Origin of the sequence: Streptomyces sp. NPDC048416 (genome assembly GCF_043200435.1) — a bacterium.
Lineage (GTDB): Bacteria > Actinomycetota > Actinomycetes > Streptomycetales > Streptomycetaceae > Streptomyces.
Map to the genome: position 1 here is coordinate 86,890 of NZ_JBICXU010000010.1, position 16,930 is coordinate 103,819.

The following is a 16,930-nucleotide window of genomic DNA, read 5'->3' on the forward strand; positions in this document are numbered from 1 at the left end:
GCTCAGGTGGACTGGATAAGTTACTGCTTAGTAATCCGTTTGAGCCCGTCCCCCGTACCCCACCTCGCAGGCCCGAGGAGCCCCCTCATGCAACTCGCCGCGATCATCGTGTCGCTGGTCCTAATCGCGGTCGGCGTAGCGCTGTTCGGCCGTGCCATCGTGCAGATCTACCGCTTCGTGCGGCTCGGCCAGAACGTCCCGGCCGGCACGCGCACGGACGATCCCACGCAGCGCACGATCACCGTGGTCAAGGAATTCCTCGGCCACACCCGCATGAACAAGTGGGGCATCGTCGGCTTCGCGCACTGGTTCGTCGCCGTGGGCTTCTTCTCGCTGCTCCTGACGATCGTCAACGCCATCGGCCAGCTCTTCAAGGCCGAGTGGATCCTGCCGATCATCGGCGAGTGGCCGCCGTACAACATGTTCGTCGAGTTCCTGGGCGCCATGACGACGGTCGGCATCGTGACGCTCATCGTCATCCGGCAGCTGAACCGGCCGGGCAGGCCGGGCCGCAAGTCCCGGTTCGCGGGCTCCAACACCGGCCAGGCGTACTTCGTCGAGGCCGTCATCCTCATCGTCGGCATCTGCATCTTCACGCTGCACGCCCTTGAGGGCGCCCAGCACCACGTGGACGGCTACGAGGCCTCGTTCTTCCTCTCGTACCCGCTCGTCTCCTGGTTCCGCGGCATGGACCTGTCCACGCTCCAGAACCTCACGTACTTCTTCGCGGGCCTGAAGATCGCCACGTCCTTCATCTGGATGATCACGGTCGCGCTCAAGACCGACATGGGCGTCGCCTGGCACCGCTTCCTGGCCTTCCCCAACATCTTCTTCAAGCGCGAGTCGCAGGGCGGCGTCGCGCTCGGCGCGCTCCAGCCGATGGCCTCGAACGGCGAACTGGTCGACTTCGAGGACCCGGGCGAGGACGACGTCTACGGCGTCTCGCAGATCGAGCACTTCTCCTGGAAGGGCATCCTCGACTTCTCCACCTGCACCGAGTGCGGCCGCTGCCAGTCGCAGTGCCCCGCCTGGAACACGGGCAAGCCGCTCTCGCCCAAGCTCCTCATCATGTCCCTGCGCGACCACGCGCACGCCAAGGCCCCGTACCTGCTGGCCGGCGGCGGCAAGGACATGGAAAGCAACGAGAAGGCGACCCCGGAGCAGCTGGCGAACGTCCCGGCGGCCGCCCTCGCCGAGGCCGAGCGCCCGCTGATCGGCACCGTCGAAGAGAACGGCGTCATCGACCCGGACGTCCTGTGGTCCTGCACCACCTGCGGCGCCTGCGTCGAGCAGTGCCCGGTCGACATCGAGCACATCGACCACATCGTCGACATGCGCCGCTACCAGGTGATGATCGAGTCCGCGTTCCCGTCCGAGGCGGGCACGATGCTCAAGAACCTGGAGAAGAAGGGCAACCCCTGGGGCCTCGCCAAGAAGCAGCGCGTGGAGTGGACCAAGGAGGTCGACTTCGAGGTCCCGATCGTCGGCAAGGACATCGAGGACCTGACCGAGGTCGACTACCTGTACTGGGTCGGCTGCGCGGGCGCCCTGGAGGACCGGGCCAAGAAGACCACCAAGGCCTTCGCGGAGCTGCTGCACATGGCGGGCGTCAAGTTCGCGATCATGGGCGGCGACGAGAAGTGCACCGGTGACTCGGCCCGCCGCCTCGGCAACGAGCCGCTGTTCCAGCAGCTCGGCCAGGAGAACGTCGCCATGCTGAACATGGCGTACGGCGAAGATGATGAAGACGAGTCGACGAAGAAGCCGAAGTCGTCGAAGAAGATCGTCGCGACCTGCCCGCACTGCTTCAACACGATCGCGAACGAGTACCCGCAGCTGGGCGGCGAGTTCGAGGTCATCCACCACACGCAGCTGCTCCAGCACCTCATCGACGAGGGCAAGCTGGTCCCGGTCACCCCGGTGGACGGTCTGATCACCTACCACGACCCGTGCTACCTGGGCCGCCACAACAAGGTCTACACGCCCCCGCGCGAGATCATGTCGGCCGTCCCGGGCCTGCGCCAGCAGGAGATGCACCGCCACAAGGAGCGCGGCTTCTGCTGCGGCGCCGGCGGTGCGCGCATGTGGATGGAGGAGCGGATCGGCAAGCGCATCAACAACGAGCGCGTCGACGAGGCCCTGGCCCTCAACCCGGACATCGTCTCGACGGCCTGCCCGTTCTGCCTCGTCATGCTGACGGACTCCGTCAACGGCAAGAAGAACGACGGGAAGGCCAAGGAGAACCTCCAGGTCGTGGACGTGGCGCAGCTGCTCCTCGACTCGGTGAAGACCCCCGTCGACCCGGCCGGCACCGCGGAGGCGGAGAGCGAGCCGGAGCCCGAGCCGGTGAAGTAACCCGCTCGGCCGGCCTACTCGGCTCCGGCCCCCAGGCCCACGAAGCGGCCGGTCCCGCCCCAGGCGGAGCCGGCCGCTTTCGGTTGCCGCCACCCAGGAGAACGCCTCGTCGAGCGGCGGTCGCAGCCATGGCTATGGCTATGGGGCTATGGCTACGGCTTCTCGACGCCCTCCTGGGCGGTGTACTTCTCGATCAGCTTGCCCTTGAAGTCGTAGACCCAGCTGTCGCCGCCGTTCTGGCCGTCGATGACGACGAACCTCTGGGCGCCCTTGCCGCCGTCGACGAGCTTGTACGTCCAGCCGTCGTTGAGCGCGGACGGGTCCTTACGGTTGATGGCGCCCAGGAGGCCGCCGTCGGGCAGGGAGATCTCGACGCGCGGTCCGTTGGCGGCACTGATCAGCTTGGCTGTGCGGCCGTCGGGCATCGTGATCTTCACGGGCCCCTCCCCGCCGACGCCCCCGTCCCCGGCCCCGTCTCTCGTCCTGGACTCGTCCGAGGTCTGCGCTCGGGGCGCAACCGTGGGTGATCCGGCGAAGGCGGCGCCGGCCGGCAGGGCGAGAGCGGCGACGGCCCCGGTGACGACGGCGGCGACGGCGGTGCGGAGGGTACGGCGGGTGCGGAGGGTACGGCAGGTACGGCGGGTGGCTCGCATGGATGCTCTTCCTCGTAGCGTTGAAGTTGAAGTTGCAGTTGAAGTTGCAGTTGAAGAGGTGACCAGGGGGCGGCGGAGGTAGAAAGATGTCCGTCATGCCGTACCTACGCCCTTCACTGGGGTAAAGGCCACAAATCTACGAATGCCATGTTTGGTCATCGCGTAAGCAACGCGACGAAAGTGCCCGTGCTTGAGCCGCGGCCGTGCGGATCCCCCGCGCGGTACCGAAGGTGGGCCCGGGCCCCTAGGGGATGTCACAGGTCGGCCGCAAAGGCGCCCGGTTCCGGCCGCCCCGGGTTGGCGTACCGGCGGAACAGGTACGTTCGATTCGTGGCTGGATTCAGGATGGGACGCGGCGGCCGGGACAACAACCGCCCCCCGCGGCAACCGCAACAGCAAGGGCAAGGGCAGCAGCAGGCGCCGGCACAGCAGTGGCCGGGCGCCCAGCAGCAGCCGCAGTACGGGCATGGGCAGGGGCACGGACAGCAGCGACCTCAGGGTTACGGGCAGGGGCAGCCGCCGCAGTACGGGAACGGGCAGCCGCAGTACGGGCAGCCGTCGCACCCGCAGCAGGACGAGCCGGAGTACTTCGGGGACCCGTACCACCAGGGCCAGGGCGCCCCGCAGGGCTATGCCCCCGCCCAGGACCCGTACGCGAACAACCCGGGCCACACCCAGGCGTTCAGCATCGGTGAGGACCCCTACGGCGACGGCGCGACCTACCGGGCCGGCACGGTGGCGGCCCCTCCCAGCGGCCCCCGGCTGCCCTGGAAGGAGCTCCTGTCCGGCATGGTGACGCGGCCGGGCCCGACGTTCTGGCAGATGCGGGACTACCCGGTGTGGGGCCCGGCGCTGATCACCACGTTCCTCTACGGCATGCTGGCGATCTTCGGCTTCGACAAGGCGCGCGAGGACGTCATCAGCACCACCCTGGCCAACGCGGTCCCGGTGGTCCTGATCACCGGCGTCGTGTTCGTGGCGGGCGGCCTGATCCTCGGCGCGGTGACCCACACGATGGCCCGCCAGCTCGGCGGCGACGGAGCGTGGCAGCCGACGGTGGGTCTGTCCATGCTGATCATGTCCCTGACGGACGCGCCGCGTCTGCTCCTGGCCCTGTTCCTGGGCGGCGACAACATCGTGGTCCAGGTCCTTGGCTGGGCGACCTGGCTGGCGGCGGGGGCCCTGTTCACGTCGATGGTGAGCAAGTCCCACGACCTGCCGTGGCCGAAGGCGCTGGGCGCGTCAGCGATCCAACTGGTGGCGCTGCTCTCGCTGATCAAGCTGGGCACGATCTAGGCGGGGCCGTCCGCACGTAGGGGCCCCGCCGGTCGTCCGGAGTGGACGTACGCACGTGTAGACGTACGCACGTAAGGGCCCCGCCGGTCGTCGGCGGGGCCCTTTCGCACGCACGTGACGGGGATCGTCATGTACGTGACGAGGATGGGAATGATGAGGGTCAGGCGTCGAGCACCTGGCCCTCACGCCGTACGACGGGAGGCTCGACGGACCAGGGGAAGTTGATCCAGTCGTCGGTCCGCTTCCACACGTACTCGCACTTCACCAGCGAGTGGGACTTCTCGTAGATGACGGCGCTGCGGACCTCGGCGACGTGGGCGACACAGAAGTCGTACACGAGCTTCAGCGTCTTGCCGGTGTCGGCCACGTCGTCCGTGATCAGGACCTTCTTGCCGGAGAAGTCGATTGCGTTGGGCACGGGCGCGAGCATGACCGGCATTTCGAGCGTGGTGCCCACCCCGGTGTAGAACTCGACGTTCACCAGGTGGATGTTCTTGCAGTCAAGCGCGTAGGCGAGGCCGCCGGCGACGAAGACGCCGCCGCGCGCGATGGAGACCACGATGTCGGGCTCGTACCCGTCGTCGGCGACGGTCTGCGCGAGCTCGCGGATGGCTCCGCCGAACTTCTCGTAGGTCAGGTTCTCGCGTACGTCGTTCTGGTCGCTCATGCTCACACCTGGGTCCGATGGAAATTGAGGAAGGACCGCGAGGCGGTCGGCCCGCGCTGGCCCTGGTAACGGGATCCGTACCGCTCGGACCCGTACGGCTCCTCGGCGGACGAACTCAGCCGGAACAGGCACAGCTGCCCGATCTTCATCCCCGGCCACAGCTTGATGGGCAGCGTGGCGACGTTGGAGAGCTCAAGGGTGACGTGCCCCGAGAACCCGGGGTCGATGAACCCGGCGGTGGAGTGCGTGACGAGCCCGAGCCGGCCGAGCGAGCTCTTGCCCTCAAGGCGGCTGGCAAGGTCGTCGGGCAGCGAGATGACCTCGTACGTCGAGGCGAGCACGAACTCACCGGGGTGCAGGATGAACGCCTCGTCCCCGTCGGGCTCGACGAGCCGCGTGAGGTCGGCCTGCTCGACCGCCGGGTCGATGTGCGGGTAACGGTGGTTCTCGAACACCCGGAAGAAGCGGTCGAGGCGCACGTCGATGCTGGACGGCTGCACCATGGATTCGTCGTAGGGATCGAGCCGGACCCGCCCGGCGTCGATCTCGGCCCGGATGTCCTTGTCTGAGAGAAGCACGCCCCGAGGATACGCAAGGCGCGCGGCCCCGCCCCAATCGGACGGTCCCGCGCGCCTGTGATCGCGGCTGCGACTGTGCTGGTGATCGCGCTGGTGATCGCGCCGGTGATCCACCGCTCCCGCCGGGCCGGCCCTGCCGCCGCCCCGACCACGGCCCTTACCGCTGCGCTGCGACTCCCGCGGCCTGGCAGCCGCCGCTCACCTACCGCTTCCGCTTCCCTACTGCTTCCCTACTGCTTCCCTACTACTGCCCTACTGCTGCCCTACCGCTGGTCGAGCAGCACCGGCACGGCATGCCGCAGCCGTGCGCACCTCGGACAGCGGATCAGCCGGCCGGGCCCGATCCGCGCGGCGCCGAGCTGCTGCATCGGAAACGAATCCGTGGTGAAGACATGCCCTTCGGCGCAGCGCACGACCGTGTGTTCCAACGAGTCCATCAAGTCGCTCAAGTCCCTTCCCCAACAAGCGTGGACGGAGAAAACACCACATTAGGGGATGAACAGGACGAGCACTCACGCGGCACTCCGCCACGTCGGACACCCTCCACCGTACGCCCCAACTCCCGGCCCCCGCACCGGGATCCCGGCCCCCGACAGCACGACGGCCCCCGGCGAATCCACCGGGGGCCGGGCATGGGGTAGAGTGAGCGGCGACCGCTTCCCCATGGGAAACGATCACGCGAGTGTAGTTTAATGGTAGAACATAAGCTTCCCAAGCTTAGAGCGCGGGTTCGATTCCCGTCACTCGCTCCATAACGAAGGCCCTGGTCAGCGACCGGGGCCTTGTTCGTTGTCTAGACCAATTCGGGCGCGCGTGCCATTCGCGTGCCATAAGGGACCGATTACCGCACAGAATTGAGCGCCGCAGCCCCGCCGAGCAGGCACTTCGCCAGATCGTCCCGAATATTGAGACGCATTTTGGGTGACCTGCACCACTCGCCAGGCAGGGCGCGTTATGTGTGCGGCTGCGAAGTGGCCCTGAGATCACCGCAGTCGGTGGACACGCCGTGGACATACCGCAGCGCCGGACCGAGGGAGCCGGAACCGGCGCTGCGAGGGATTACGCCTGCTGGGTGGCGGGGACGTCCAGGGCGCCGGTGTCGCGGGCGCGTGGGACGAAGGGATGGACGGTCGCCCCCTCGTCCGCCGCATGCTCGACCGCCTCCGCCTCCGCACGCTGGCGGCGCACATCGACGTCGATGGCGCCGGCGAGCTTGCTCTGATGCTCGCGCGTGGAGTGCTGGTAGATCAACTGGGCCCGCTCCGAGGAGTGGCCGGCGCGGACCATGAGGTCCTTCATCTTCGCGCCGGTGTCGGCGGCGATGGTGTTGCCGGTGTGCCGCAGATCGTAGAAGCGGAAGCCTTCAGGCAGGCCGGTCTGGTCGCGGGCCTTGCGCCATTTGCGGCCGAAGGTCGTCCCGCGCAGCCGGGCCCCGCGCTCGCCGACGAACACCAGCCCCTCCGGCCCGGCCTCGGCGAACCAGTCGAGGTGCCGCCGAACGTCAAGGTGCATGAAGCCGGGCAGGACGATCTCCCGTTTCCCCGCGCGGGACTTGGGGTCGCCGATCACGCGGCGGCCAACGTTCAGTTCGGGGGCAGCTCTTCGTACATAGAGAGCACTGCCGTCCGGAGCGACGTCCTTGCGCCGAAGCTCGGCCAGCTCCTCCGGGCGCATTGAGGCGAAGGCGCCGAGGAGAACCAGCAGGCGCCAGCGGATGCCGATCGCTTCGGCGACCGCGAAGACCTGCTCGACCGCGGCGACGGGACGCTCGTCTGCCTCCTCCTTCCCCGCTCCACGGATCTTGCAGGGATTGCGGCGAATCAGGTCGTCGTCCACGGCCGTCTCCATGATGGCTTTGAGCAGCCGATACGCCTTGGCCACTTGCGTCTTCCCAGTGGCCTGCAAGCGCTCAGCGCGCCAAGTGCGGACCTTGGCAGGACTGATGACATTCACGTACTGCTGCCCGAACGTTGGGCCGAGGTGGAGCCGCAGCAGGCGGCGGTACAGCTCTTCCGTCGTCGGCGCGATGCCACGCTCGTCGATCCAGCGCTTGGCGTACTCGGCGAACAGCACCTCACCTGCGGTTGGGTCGAGCCAGTCGCCGCGCGACTGATCGGCCTGCATCTGCGCGAGGAAGACCTCAGCGTCCTTCTTCGTCTCGAACGTCTCCGGCGCAGGCCGCAGGATCCCGTCCGTGCCGGGGTAGCGGGCCTGATAGCGGCCGGAGGGCAGCTTTCGTATGGCACCGAAGCTGCGGCGCGGCGCCTTCTGGCGCGGGCGGGCCATCAGGCCGCCATCCCATAGCGGGAGCGCCGGGTGCGGACCGGCTCGACCGTCCGCTCTTCTATGTACGCGGCCAGGACGCTTTCGGCGATGCGGACGTGCTTGCCCACCTTGACGTAGCGGATGCGGCGCTCGGAGACGAGGCGGCGGACGAAGCGTTCGCCGACGCCGAGGCGTTCGGCGGCCTCGGGGATGCTGAGTAGACGGTCAGCCATGCAGGATCACCTCCTTCGCGACGAGGAGGAGGGGGTGGTGCAGAAGGGCACGGGGCATTGCGGTTCGACGCAAGGAGGTTCCTTGTCTGGCACGGCGGTGCGATTCCGCGGATGTGCCGGCGGTGCTGGTCGTTCAGACGCGGGCGGGATCAAGGCAGCTGCGGCTCACGGGCGTTGGCGCGCCCAGGCGCGGGCCGGCAGCAGGGTCGCTACAGGGGCCCGTGGAGGAGGTCGAGCGGGCAGACCTCGAGTGCCGCGGCGATGGCGACGAGGTCGTCGACGTCGCAGCGTCGCCGCTGGCGTTCGATGCGGGACAGCATCGTGACGGTCATCGGGCGACCGAACACGGTCACGCGGGCGGCCAGCTGGCGCTGGGCGAGACCGCGGGCGGTACGGGCGCGCTCGATGGCGCGGGCGGCCCGCTCTCCGGCGGGGCCCACTGCGGTGGGGCGTGAAGGCATAGGTCAATTTGTAGCGTGGGAAACGCTGTTTTGGAAATACCGTTTTCGCTGCTATGTTGCGCCGCTTTGTTGTCAGAATCCATGCATCACTCCGGCGCGCAGAGCGCAACATAGCCGCCGATCCCCGGTTAGCCGAATAACGACCCGTCAGATCATCCCGGCTGGCGGAGCCGCTCGTGGGTCAGATGCTCCTTCCCTGGTCAGATGGCCTGCATCACCACCAGATACTGGGGCCCGCCTGGGTGATGAAGTGCCATGAGTTGTCCGTTTCGTTCCACCAATTTCCCGGAACCATTTCGTCAACCGGCGATCGAAGGCTAACGTCTTAATTCCCGGTGCGGGACGCGTTCGCCGACAGCTGTTTGCTTTCTCGGCACGATGCTGGACTTGTTCCGGGTGGGTGTGGCTGTATTGGCCATGCCCCCGGGCCTTCGGGTCCCGAAGGGCAAGAAAAAACCCCGGCGCGCCAACGCCGGGGCCAACGAGTCCCCTACCGAATCACCCGCGTCTGAACGACTGAGCGGTGGCGGTCGCACGCCACCGTGGGAGGAACCTCTATGCCCCACAGTAGGGCCTGCACGGCGCTACTCGCACTCCCGTCCGGCAGCACCACGCCTGCATCCCCGGTGTTCTCCGCGAAGGCGGGGCGATAGGCATGGCGCGGATCCGCACCATTAAGCCCGAGGCGTTCATCTCGGAATCGCTCGCCTCGGTCAGCGTCACCGCCGAGCGGACCTTCTTCGGCCTTCTCACCCAGGCCGACGACCACGGGCGCTTCCGCGATCAGGGCGCCGTCATCGCCGGCGCCCTGTGGTCCCTGCGCCCCGAACACGGCCCGCTGGGCGTCGAGGACGACCTCAACCAACTCCACGCGGCCGGCCTGATCTGCCGGTACGAGGGCGTGGACGGGAAGCGATATCTGCACATCGTCACCTGGGCCAAGCACCAGAAGATCAACCGGCCCAGTGGCAGCCGCTGTCCGGCCTGCCCACACCACGAGAGCGGACGAGTCGTGCAGCCTGCCGGGAGTCGTCACGGAGGACTCACGACGGCTTCGGTGAGCCCTCACGGAGCCCTCCCTGAGGATGCGCGCACGCTGCCGGGTTCCTCCGTGAGGAACGCAGAATCCGCAGGTCAGAAGCATTTCCGTGAGACATCACGGACGACTTGGCGAGGGTTCACGGAGAACTCAGTGAGCCCTCACCGTCCGGATCTAGGATCTAGGACCCTGGATCTAGGATCACCTCCGGTGGGGGACGCGAGCGCCCCCGCGCCCGAGACCATCTCAGCCAAGGCCCTCCTCGCCGAGTACGCCGCCGCTTGTACGAACCGCCCGCCCGGCAGCTTCCTCGGCCACCTCGGCAAGCAGACCGCCGTGCTGCTCGACGAAGGCATCGAGGCGGCGTACGTGCGCGCCGGACTGGAGCGACTGCGGGCCAAGGGCCTGCACCCCAGCGTGCTGCCGAGCCTCGTCAACGAGGCCATGAACCCGCCCACGCCGAGCGGCACGTCGGAGCACCGGTCGTGGACCAACCCCGCCGACGCGCAGGCCGCTTACGGGGGTGAGCTGTGAGCACCACGACCGCTGCTCGCGAGCCGCGCCAGCTCGGCGGAGCCACGGCCAGGCTGGAGGCGATCCTGGCCGCCCGCGACATTGACCCCACCGCCGCGCTCGCCGCCGCACCGTCGCCGGAGCCGGTGACCGCGCTGGAGCTGGCCGCCGCCCGCATCCCGCGCCGCTACCGCGACGCCCTGGCCGACCACACCCAGGTGTCGGCCTGGGTCGAGGAGATCGTGGCTGCCGGACGCCCAGGGCCGGGCGGGGCGCCGGGCATCGCCTACGGGCCGTCGCTGCTGATCGCGGGCCCGACCGGCACCGGCAAGACCTACCAGGCGTACGGCGCCGTACGCTCGCTGCTCGGCGCCGGGGTCCGGCTGCGCTGGGAGGCCATCACCACCGCCGAACTACACGCCACCCTGCGCCCCCGCCACGGCCACGACGGCGAACGCCGCTTCCAGGAACTCTCCCGCAGCCCCCTGCTGCTCCTCGATGATCTCGGCGCCGCCAAGGCATCGGAGTGGACCGAGGAGCTGACCTACCGGCTCATCGACCACCGGTACGTCCACGAGCTGCCCACCCTCATCACGACCAACCTCCCCATCGCCGACCTGCGCACCGCCGTCGGCGACCGCGTCGCCTCCCGCCTCGCCGAGATGACCCACCGCGTCATCCTCGGCGGCTCCGACCGCAGGCGCACCCCAGGCACTGGCTCGCAGGGCTATTAACAGGCCCTTGCGCCCCCGGCGCCCCGCGCCTCGCACCCCAGCTATCCGATCCACTCTCCTGCCGCGCCCGGCCGCCCCTCACTCTGCCCGGCGCACTCAGATCACCACGGAGATCCCCACCCGCATGCCCTCACCCACCGCGCTACCTCCTGCCCGCCGCATAGGCAGGGACCGCACCGGCAACACCCCACTGGCAGCATGCGGCTTCGCCTTGTTCCACGGCGCCACTACCGCGGCCCCCTTCGCCATCGGCCCGCTCGCCTCCGCCGGGGCCGACACCAGCTGGTGCCCCGGCACGCTCCTGGACCCCCGGCTCGTACGGATCGCGAACGCGTTCGTCAGGGCGGAAGGTGGGAAGTGACGACCAAGCCCGCCGCCGAGCGGACCGTGCTCATCGTGGCCGGGGCCGTCATCGCCGTCCTCACCGCTGGAGCGTTCGCGCTCTCGTACGCTCACCTGGCCGATGTCGCCGGCCAGCACGGACTGGGAAGCTCACCGGTCCGCCGCTGGGCCTGGCCCGCCACCCTGGACGCCTTCATCGTCGCGGGCGAACTGCTCATGCTCCGAGCGGGCCTGCGCCACGTCACCGACCGGTGGGCCATCGCCGCGACCGTGATCGGATCGGTCGGCTCCATCTCGCTGAACGTGGCCGGGGTCAGCGGCGCGAACCACGCCGACGCGGTCCCGTTCCTCGACTACGTGGTCGCCGCGGTTCCCCCGCTCGCCGCGATGCTGGCCTTCGCCGTGCTGATGCAGCAGATCCACCAGCTCGTCGAGCATCCCGCCGACCACCCGGATCCGGTCTCCAGCCAGGAGCAGGAAGCGCCTGCCATCCCCTCCACCGGCCCCGTCGGTGTACCGGCCGCCGTATGCGGAACGTCGCGGGCGTCGGCTTCCGGTACCGGTCCGCGTTCGCATGACCAGACGCACCCGGCACGCGAGCACGAACCGGAAAAGGCCCGCTCCCTGACCGGTCACCGGAACGCGGATCCTGTCAGCACGGTTCCGGAACGGAACGCACCGGTGAAACCGGAACGGACGCGGACGGGGAAGGGCAGCTCGCCAGGGCGCGAGCCCGACCTGACCGATGCCGAATTGCAGGCCATCGCCCACGACCTCGCCAACGGCACCGGAGTGCCCTCCGTCGCAGACATGCGCGCAGAGCTCAAGAGGCGCAATCACAAGGCCGCCACCGAGCGGATCACGAAGGCCCTCAAGGCCCTCAAGGCTGGCAGCGATGCCGGACAGCCCTCGCAGAACACCACCAGCGACTAGCGGTACGGGCTCAACGCCCAAGGCCCCCACCGGAATGCTTGAGGGCGCGTACCGAAATCACCGCCTGTACGCGCCCTCGCATTCAAACCCCATCACCCCCTCCCCGCCCACACGGAGAACCGATCCATGCACGACCAGCACCACGAACTCCCCATGCCTCAGGAGCAGATGACCACCACCCCCGTCACAGCGGGAGCAAGTTGGAGGTTCGGACACTCCCCCGCAGGGGGCGCGTCCCAACCAGGCTCCGCCCCGGGGGTGGCGGGGCCCGTCCGGCACCAGGGGGCGCCGGACAAAGGGGCTGCGACCGAGGGCGGGTCGCAGCCGGACAAGCAGCACCAGCCTCATCAGTCCACCGCGCCCGCACCCAGCAAGCCGCGCAGCCGCCCTCGTCAGAAGAAGCAGCGCCCCGCTGTCAGCGTGCGCCTCAGCAAGAACGAGAAAGCACTGATCGAGTCCGGCGCAAAGGCAGCGAAGCTGTCCACGGCCGGGTTCCTCGCCCACGCCGGACTGGCCGCCGCCCGCGACCTCACCCGCATCACCGACGTCGCCGCCGCGATCGCCGACAACCGGGCGATCCTGTCCGAACTCTTCGCCGCCCGCAGGGCCCTGACCCAGGGCGGCAACCTGCTCAACCAGAGTGCCAAGGCCCTGAACTCCGGCGGACAGTCCCCGCGCCTCGACGACGACATTGACCTGATGCTCGCCACGCGCACCCGGGTCGACGCCGCCATCGAACTCTTCATCGCTGCCATCGAAGGACGCAGCCCTCAAGGCCAGCCACATCCAGCCCGGGACCAGTTCGGCGAGGCCGCGTGATCCCCAGCATCCACAAGCAAGGCAGCAGCACCTACGGCCTCCTCAACTACCTCTACGGCAAAGGCACCAAGGAGGAACACGTCGACCCACACCTGGTCGCCTCCTTCGACAGCACTGCCCCCGACCCTGGCCGCGACCAAGCCGCCACCCTCGCCATGCTCCGCGACCTCCTCGACCAGCCCCTCCACCTCATCGACGCCGACCAGCGCCCCACCCAGCACGTGTGGCACTGCTCGGTCCGCGCCGCTCCCACCGACCGCATCCTCACTGACGAAGACTGGGCGACCATCGCCCGCCGCATCGTCGCCGCCACCGGCATCGACCCTGGCGACGGCGCCGGCTGCCGCTGGGCCGCCGTCCGGCACGCCGACGACCACATCCACATCATCGCCACCCTCATCCGCGAAGACGGCCGCAAGCCCGACCACCACCGCTCCGGCCAACGAGCCCAGACAGAAGCCCGCCTCATCGAAGCCGACTACGACCTCCACCGCGTCGCCCCAGGAGACGGCACCGCCGCCAAGCGCGCCACCAGCGCCGAACGCCACAAGGCCGAACGCCTCGGCCAGCAAGCCCCCTCCCGCGACCTGTTGCGCGAACACGTCCGCCAGGCGCTCGCCGGTGCCGCCGACGAGCAGGAGTTCTTCGACCGGCTCGCCGCCGCGGACGTACTCATCGACAAGCGTCTGGCCCCGTCCGGTGACACGCTCGGCTACAAGGTCGCCCTGCCCGGTGACGGGAACGGCGAGCAGGAGCCCATCTGGTACTCCGGCTCCAAACTCGCCCCTGACCTTTCCCTGCCCCGCATCCGCAAGCGCCTCACAGCTACCCCCGACGTACCCGAGCTCCCGGCCGTGCTGGGTCAGGGGGACAGCTCGGCCTCGGCCCGCGCCCGCCGCTTCGCGACCGAGACCGCCGACGGTGCCCTGGTTGTGATCGTCTCGGGGGACGATCCGGTCGTGGCCGCCCAGCTCGTCGGTGTCGGCGAGGTGCTCGACGCTTTGGCCCGGACTTCATCCGGACCGGCGCGCGAGGAGCTGCGCACTGCGGCCCGTGCCTTCGAGCGGGCGACCCGCTCGCACATCCAGGCTCATGACGCGGAGATGTACGCGCTGCGGCGGGCAGCCCGCCAGATCGCCCATTCCGGCACCTCCCGGGGGCACGGCCCGGAGCTGACTGCCACTGCCCTCGTGCTGGACGTTCTAATCCTGGCCGTGATCGCCGCTGCCCGCTGGCACGCCGCACGCGGCCACGCCCAGCAGGCCGAAGCCGCCGCACGCGCCGCAGAGTATCTGCGCACCGCATACCAGGCGACCGCCACCGAGCCGTTGGTCATGATGCGGGCGTACGGCGAGCAGTTGCCCATCCGTACACGGCAGCAGCACAGCACGACGCTCCAGTCCGCGCTCCCCCACCTCGCCGACCGCATCCAGGCAGAGCCCGGCTGGCCGGCTTTGGCCGCTGTCCTCGACCAAGCTGAGCACGCCGGCCACGACACCTCCGTCCTGCTGCAGAAGGCTGCGGCCTCCCGTGAGCTGGACAGCGCCGACACGATCAGCGACGTCCTCGTCTGGCGCCTGTACCACCTCGGCGAGACCACCGTCCCGGCCGCGAAGCGACGCCGCCCCGCCCAGGCTGCGGGCATCCCGGTTCCCGTACAGGAGGTGCCCCGACCACGAAGCCGATGATGAGCCCCGTCCGGAGACCCTGGGCGTGAGCAGCCCCGGCGCCTGCCGCGCAGCCAACGGTCAGGGCAGTGACCACCCTCTCGTCGGCGATGACCACGGAAGCGGACGGAACATAGCCGACGATCGCCGGTTGGGGAAACCGGCGCTTCTCCAGACCACTGACGCATCCCGACCCCACCCCTTTGAGGAGCACCTCCATGCCCGCAGCCACCCCTCGCCCCCACGTCATGGCCCTGCTGTTCGACACAGATTTCAAGCGCCCGGCGGATTCCCTCATCTTCCGCCACCTCGACGGACGCCTCTTCACCGAGGAGGAACAGGCCATCGTCCGTAAGGCCACCATCGAAGAACTCCAAGCCGCCGGCGTCCACGTCCACAACCCCGAAGCCGGAGCCGACGCAGCGGCAGCCGCGACCACACTGGTCGAGCTCCTGCTCAAGTACGCCGTCAAGCACCATGAAACCCTCGCCCCTCTCATGACTGACGAGGACCTCATCGAGTACGACCGGTTGGCTACGGTCGTCGCTGCGGGCGCGCAGGCAGCTCCGGAGTGAGCAGTTCCAGCGCCTCCTCCCAGCGGTAGCGGTCGGCGCCGCCGCCGGCCTTCGGCTTGTGCGGCTCGTACGAGCCGATCAGGACGCCCATCTCGCGCAGCCGCTCCAGACTCTGGCTGTACGCGGGGTGGGCGGCCTGGGCCGAGTTCAGGTACGGCAGCACCACCGTCGGGACACCGAAACCGTGCGCCTCGCACAGGATGCCCAGTGCCAAGGTGTCGGAGATCCCGGCCGCCCACTTGTTGATCGTGTTGAAGGTGGCCGGCGCCACCGCGATGGCGTCCGCGGCCGGCAGAGGTCGCGGATCGCCGGGCGAGCGCCATGCCGAACGGATCGGGTACCCGGTCTGCGCCTCGACCGCCTCGGCATCGATGAAGCCGAGGCCCTGCGGAGTGGCCACCACACCCACGTCCCAGTTGGCCTCCTGCGCCGCGGTGATCAGCTTCCGGACATCACCCGCGATCCCGGAGGCGCACACGATGACGTAGAGGAAGGGCTTCTTGGTCTGCTGGTCGGGCTGATCGCTCACGCGGGGACTCCCAGTTGACGGCTGAAGTGGTGCAGTTCCGGCAGGGTACGGCGGCGGTCGCGGGCGGCCATGTCGGCGACCAGTTCGCGGACGGCGGGGCGGCGGACGTCCTGGGCCGCGCAGCTTTCGGCGATGCGGAGGGCCTGGTAGCCGTCGGCGAGGCGGCCTTGCTGGTTGTAAGCGCGGGCGGCTTCGACCCAGAGGGCTGCCCGCCGCTCGGGGGCAGGGATGTGGCGGCGCATGAGGGGGCCGGCCGTCTCCAGGGCGACACCTGCGTCGCCGAAAGCATTGGCCGCGCTGACCGCGTGCAGCGCGACGTTGGTGGGGCTGAAGTTGGCCCATGCGTCGGGGCGGTCGAGGGCCACGTAGCGGGCAACGTCCGTCGCCTCGGTCAGGAAGTCCTTGGCCGCAGAGCGGTCCCCGCCACTGCTGGCCGCGGTGACGCCGCGCAGGAGCAGCAGACCCAGGGCAGCGAGGTAGCGCGGGGAGCGCTGGTCGTAGGCGCCGCTGAGTTGGTCGGCGGTGTGGCGGACCAGGGTGACGGCCTGCGCGGTGTGCTTCTCGCGGGCCAGCAGGTGGGCGTGGACGCGGACGCTGGAGGCGAGGATGACCGGGTCGCCGCAGCGTTCGGCCTCGGCCATGGCGCGGCCAACGGCGAGCCAGGCGTTGCCGTGGTCGCTCAGCTTGAGGAGCAGGCTGGCGGAGGTCTGGTACGCGGTTGCCAGCAGCCCCGTCGCCTCGGCCGAGCCCGCCGCCGAGTGGCGGAGGTCGGTGATCAGCGGCGGCAGGGTCCGCTCCAGCTCGGCGTAGTCGCACGTGCAGAAGAGACGGCGGACTGTGGAAATCCGGCTGCCCAGCTCCGTAAGGTCCTGAACTCCATCGCCCGCAGGCGGAATGGGACCGGGCAGGAGGGAGTGGATGAGGTCGCGGTGGCCGGCGGTCGGCGGGGCGGGTGTCGCGAGGGCGGCGAGGCTCGCGGCGAGGAAGGTACGGCGGTGCATGTCCTCTGTCTCGGGGTCGCAGGTGTTGGCATCCGGGACGGCGGCGAGGCCGACGGTGGGCAGCGGGATGCCCAGTTCCAGCGCGATGGCACGTAACACCTGGGAGTCTTCGGTGCCCTTGCCCTGTTCGAGGCGGCTCACCTTGGACTGGTGATAGCCCAGCGCGGCGGCGACGTTCGCCTGGGAACGTTTCGCGAGCACGCGGGCCCGGCGGATCACTTCACCGATCCGTCTCGCTTCGTCGTGTGCATCGGCCATCTGCGCCACGGC

At 69.2% G+C, this 16,930-nt stretch carries 18 protein-coding genes and 1 tRNA gene; 10 read left to right on the top strand and 9 right to left on the bottom strand.

Annotation, left to right across the window (positions count from 1 at the left end):
* Positions 1-87: 87 nt before the first annotated feature.
* Positions 88-2,355 carry a (Fe-S)-binding protein gene (locus ACGFW5_RS15510; protein WP_393834738.1) on the top strand — a complete coding sequence of 756 codons (2,268 nt, stop codon included), beginning with the start codon at positions 88-90 and terminating at the stop codon, positions 2,353-2,355.
* A 152-nt stretch (positions 2,356-2,507) separates the two neighbouring features.
* Here the strand turns inward: ACGFW5_RS15510 and ACGFW5_RS15515 are convergent, their stop codons facing one another.
* Positions 2,508-3,008: a hypothetical protein gene (locus ACGFW5_RS15515; RefSeq protein ID WP_393834739.1), complete on the bottom strand. Its 501-nt coding sequence runs from the start codon at positions 3,006-3,008 to the stop codon at positions 2,508-2,510.
* A 330-nt stretch (positions 3,009-3,338) separates the two neighbouring features.
* Here ACGFW5_RS15515 and ACGFW5_RS15520 point away from each other — a divergent pair, with 330 nt between their 5' ends.
* Positions 3,339-4,304 carry a YIP1 family protein gene (locus ACGFW5_RS15520; RefSeq protein WP_393834740.1) on the top strand — a complete coding sequence of 322 codons (966 nt, stop codon included), beginning with the start codon at positions 3,339-3,341 and terminating at the stop codon, positions 4,302-4,304.
* Positions 4,305-4,464: 160 nt separating this feature from the next.
* Here the strand turns inward: ACGFW5_RS15520 and ACGFW5_RS15525 are convergent, their stop codons facing one another.
* The 3 genes from ACGFW5_RS15525 to ACGFW5_RS15535 form a co-directional block, all read right to left on the bottom strand.
* The gene (locus tag ACGFW5_RS15525) at positions 4,465-4,971 is read right to left on the bottom strand and encodes a phosphoribosyltransferase (RefSeq protein ID WP_393834741.1); all 507 of its coding nucleotides are present in this window, start codon (positions 4,969-4,971) and stop codon (positions 4,465-4,467) included.
* 2 nt (positions 4,972-4,973) lie between these two features.
* Positions 4,974-5,549 carry a dCTP deaminase gene (gene dcd / locus ACGFW5_RS15530; protein WP_393834742.1) on the bottom strand — a complete coding sequence of 192 codons (576 nt, stop codon included), beginning with the start codon at positions 5,547-5,549 and terminating at the stop codon, positions 4,974-4,976.
* Positions 5,550-5,812: 263 nt separating this feature from the next.
* Positions 5,813-5,998, bottom strand: coding sequence for a hypothetical protein (locus ACGFW5_RS15535; RefSeq protein WP_393834887.1), 186 nt, complete (start codon positions 5,996-5,998; stop codon positions 5,813-5,815).
* A gap of 229 nt (positions 5,999-6,227) precedes the next feature.
* Between ACGFW5_RS15535 and ACGFW5_RS15540 the strand changes: the two genes are divergently transcribed.
* Positions 6,228-6,301, top strand: a tRNA-Gly gene (locus tag ACGFW5_RS15540).
* Positions 6,302-6,608: 307 nt separating this feature from the next.
* Here the strand turns inward: ACGFW5_RS15540 and ACGFW5_RS15545 are convergent.
* The 3 genes from ACGFW5_RS15545 to ACGFW5_RS15555 form a co-directional block, all read right to left on the bottom strand.
* Positions 6,609-7,835 (bottom strand): tyrosine-type recombinase/integrase, encoded by a 1,227-nt coding sequence (locus ACGFW5_RS15545; RefSeq protein WP_393834743.1) that lies wholly within the window; start codon positions 7,833-7,835, stop codon positions 6,609-6,611.
* Positions 7,835-8,047: a helix-turn-helix domain-containing protein gene (locus tag ACGFW5_RS15550; protein WP_393834744.1), complete on the bottom strand. Its 213-nt coding sequence runs from the start codon at positions 8,045-8,047 to the stop codon at positions 7,835-7,837. Before ACGFW5_RS15550 ends, ACGFW5_RS15545 begins: the two co-directional genes overlap by 1 nt.
* Positions 8,048-8,256: 209 nt before the next feature.
* Positions 8,257-8,508, bottom strand: coding sequence for a helix-turn-helix domain-containing protein (locus ACGFW5_RS15555; protein WP_393834745.1), 252 nt, complete (start codon positions 8,506-8,508; stop codon positions 8,257-8,259).
* Positions 8,509-9,163: 655 nt separating this feature from the next.
* On the opposite strand from ACGFW5_RS15555, the gene ACGFW5_RS15560 reads away from it, so the two are divergent.
* The 7 genes from ACGFW5_RS15560 (at position 9,164) to ACGFW5_RS15590 (ending at position 15,130) form a co-directional block, all read left to right on the top strand.
* On the top strand, positions 9,164-10,081 hold the full coding sequence (locus ACGFW5_RS15560) for a hypothetical protein (RefSeq protein ID WP_393834746.1): 918 nt from the start codon (positions 9,164-9,166) through the stop codon (positions 10,079-10,081).
* A complete protein-coding gene (locus ACGFW5_RS15565; RefSeq protein WP_393834747.1) occupies positions 10,078-10,794 on the top strand; it encodes an ATP-binding protein in 717 nt (238 codons plus the stop codon). The genes ACGFW5_RS15560 and ACGFW5_RS15565 overlap by 4 nt, the downstream gene beginning before the upstream one ends.
* 124 nt (positions 10,795-10,918) lie before the next feature.
* Positions 10,919-11,155: a hypothetical protein gene (locus ACGFW5_RS15570; RefSeq protein WP_393834748.1), complete on the top strand. Its 237-nt coding sequence runs from the start codon at positions 10,919-10,921 to the stop codon at positions 11,153-11,155.
* Entirely contained in the window at positions 11,152-12,069 is a 918-nt protein-coding gene (locus ACGFW5_RS15575) for a DUF2637 domain-containing protein (protein WP_393834749.1), read from the top strand. Before ACGFW5_RS15570 ends, ACGFW5_RS15575 begins: the two co-directional genes overlap by 4 nt.
* Positions 12,070-12,489: 420 nt before the next feature.
* A complete protein-coding gene (locus tag ACGFW5_RS15580) occupies positions 12,490-12,888 on the top strand; it encodes a mobilization protein (protein WP_393834750.1) in 399 nt (132 codons plus the stop codon).
* Entirely contained in the window at positions 12,885-14,576 is a 1,692-nt protein-coding gene (locus ACGFW5_RS15585) for a relaxase/mobilization nuclease domain-containing protein (RefSeq protein WP_393834751.1), read from the top strand. The genes ACGFW5_RS15580 and ACGFW5_RS15585 overlap by 4 nt, the downstream gene beginning before the upstream one ends.
* 197 nt (positions 14,577-14,773) lie before the next feature.
* A complete protein-coding gene (locus ACGFW5_RS15590) occupies positions 14,774-15,130 on the top strand; it encodes a hypothetical protein (RefSeq protein WP_393834752.1) in 357 nt (118 codons plus the stop codon).
* Here the strand turns inward: ACGFW5_RS15590 and ACGFW5_RS15595 are convergent.
* On the bottom strand, positions 15,090-15,659 hold the full coding sequence (locus ACGFW5_RS15595) for a flavoprotein (RefSeq protein WP_393834753.1): 570 nt from the start codon (positions 15,657-15,659) through the stop codon (positions 15,090-15,092). The two genes, ACGFW5_RS15590 and ACGFW5_RS15595, sit on opposite strands and share 41 nt — an antisense overlap.
* Entirely contained in the window at positions 15,656-16,918 is a 1,263-nt protein-coding gene (locus ACGFW5_RS15600) for a helix-turn-helix domain-containing protein (protein WP_393834754.1), read from the bottom strand. The genes ACGFW5_RS15595 and ACGFW5_RS15600 overlap by 4 nt, the downstream gene beginning before the upstream one ends.
* Positions 16,919-16,930: the final 12 nt, after the last annotated feature.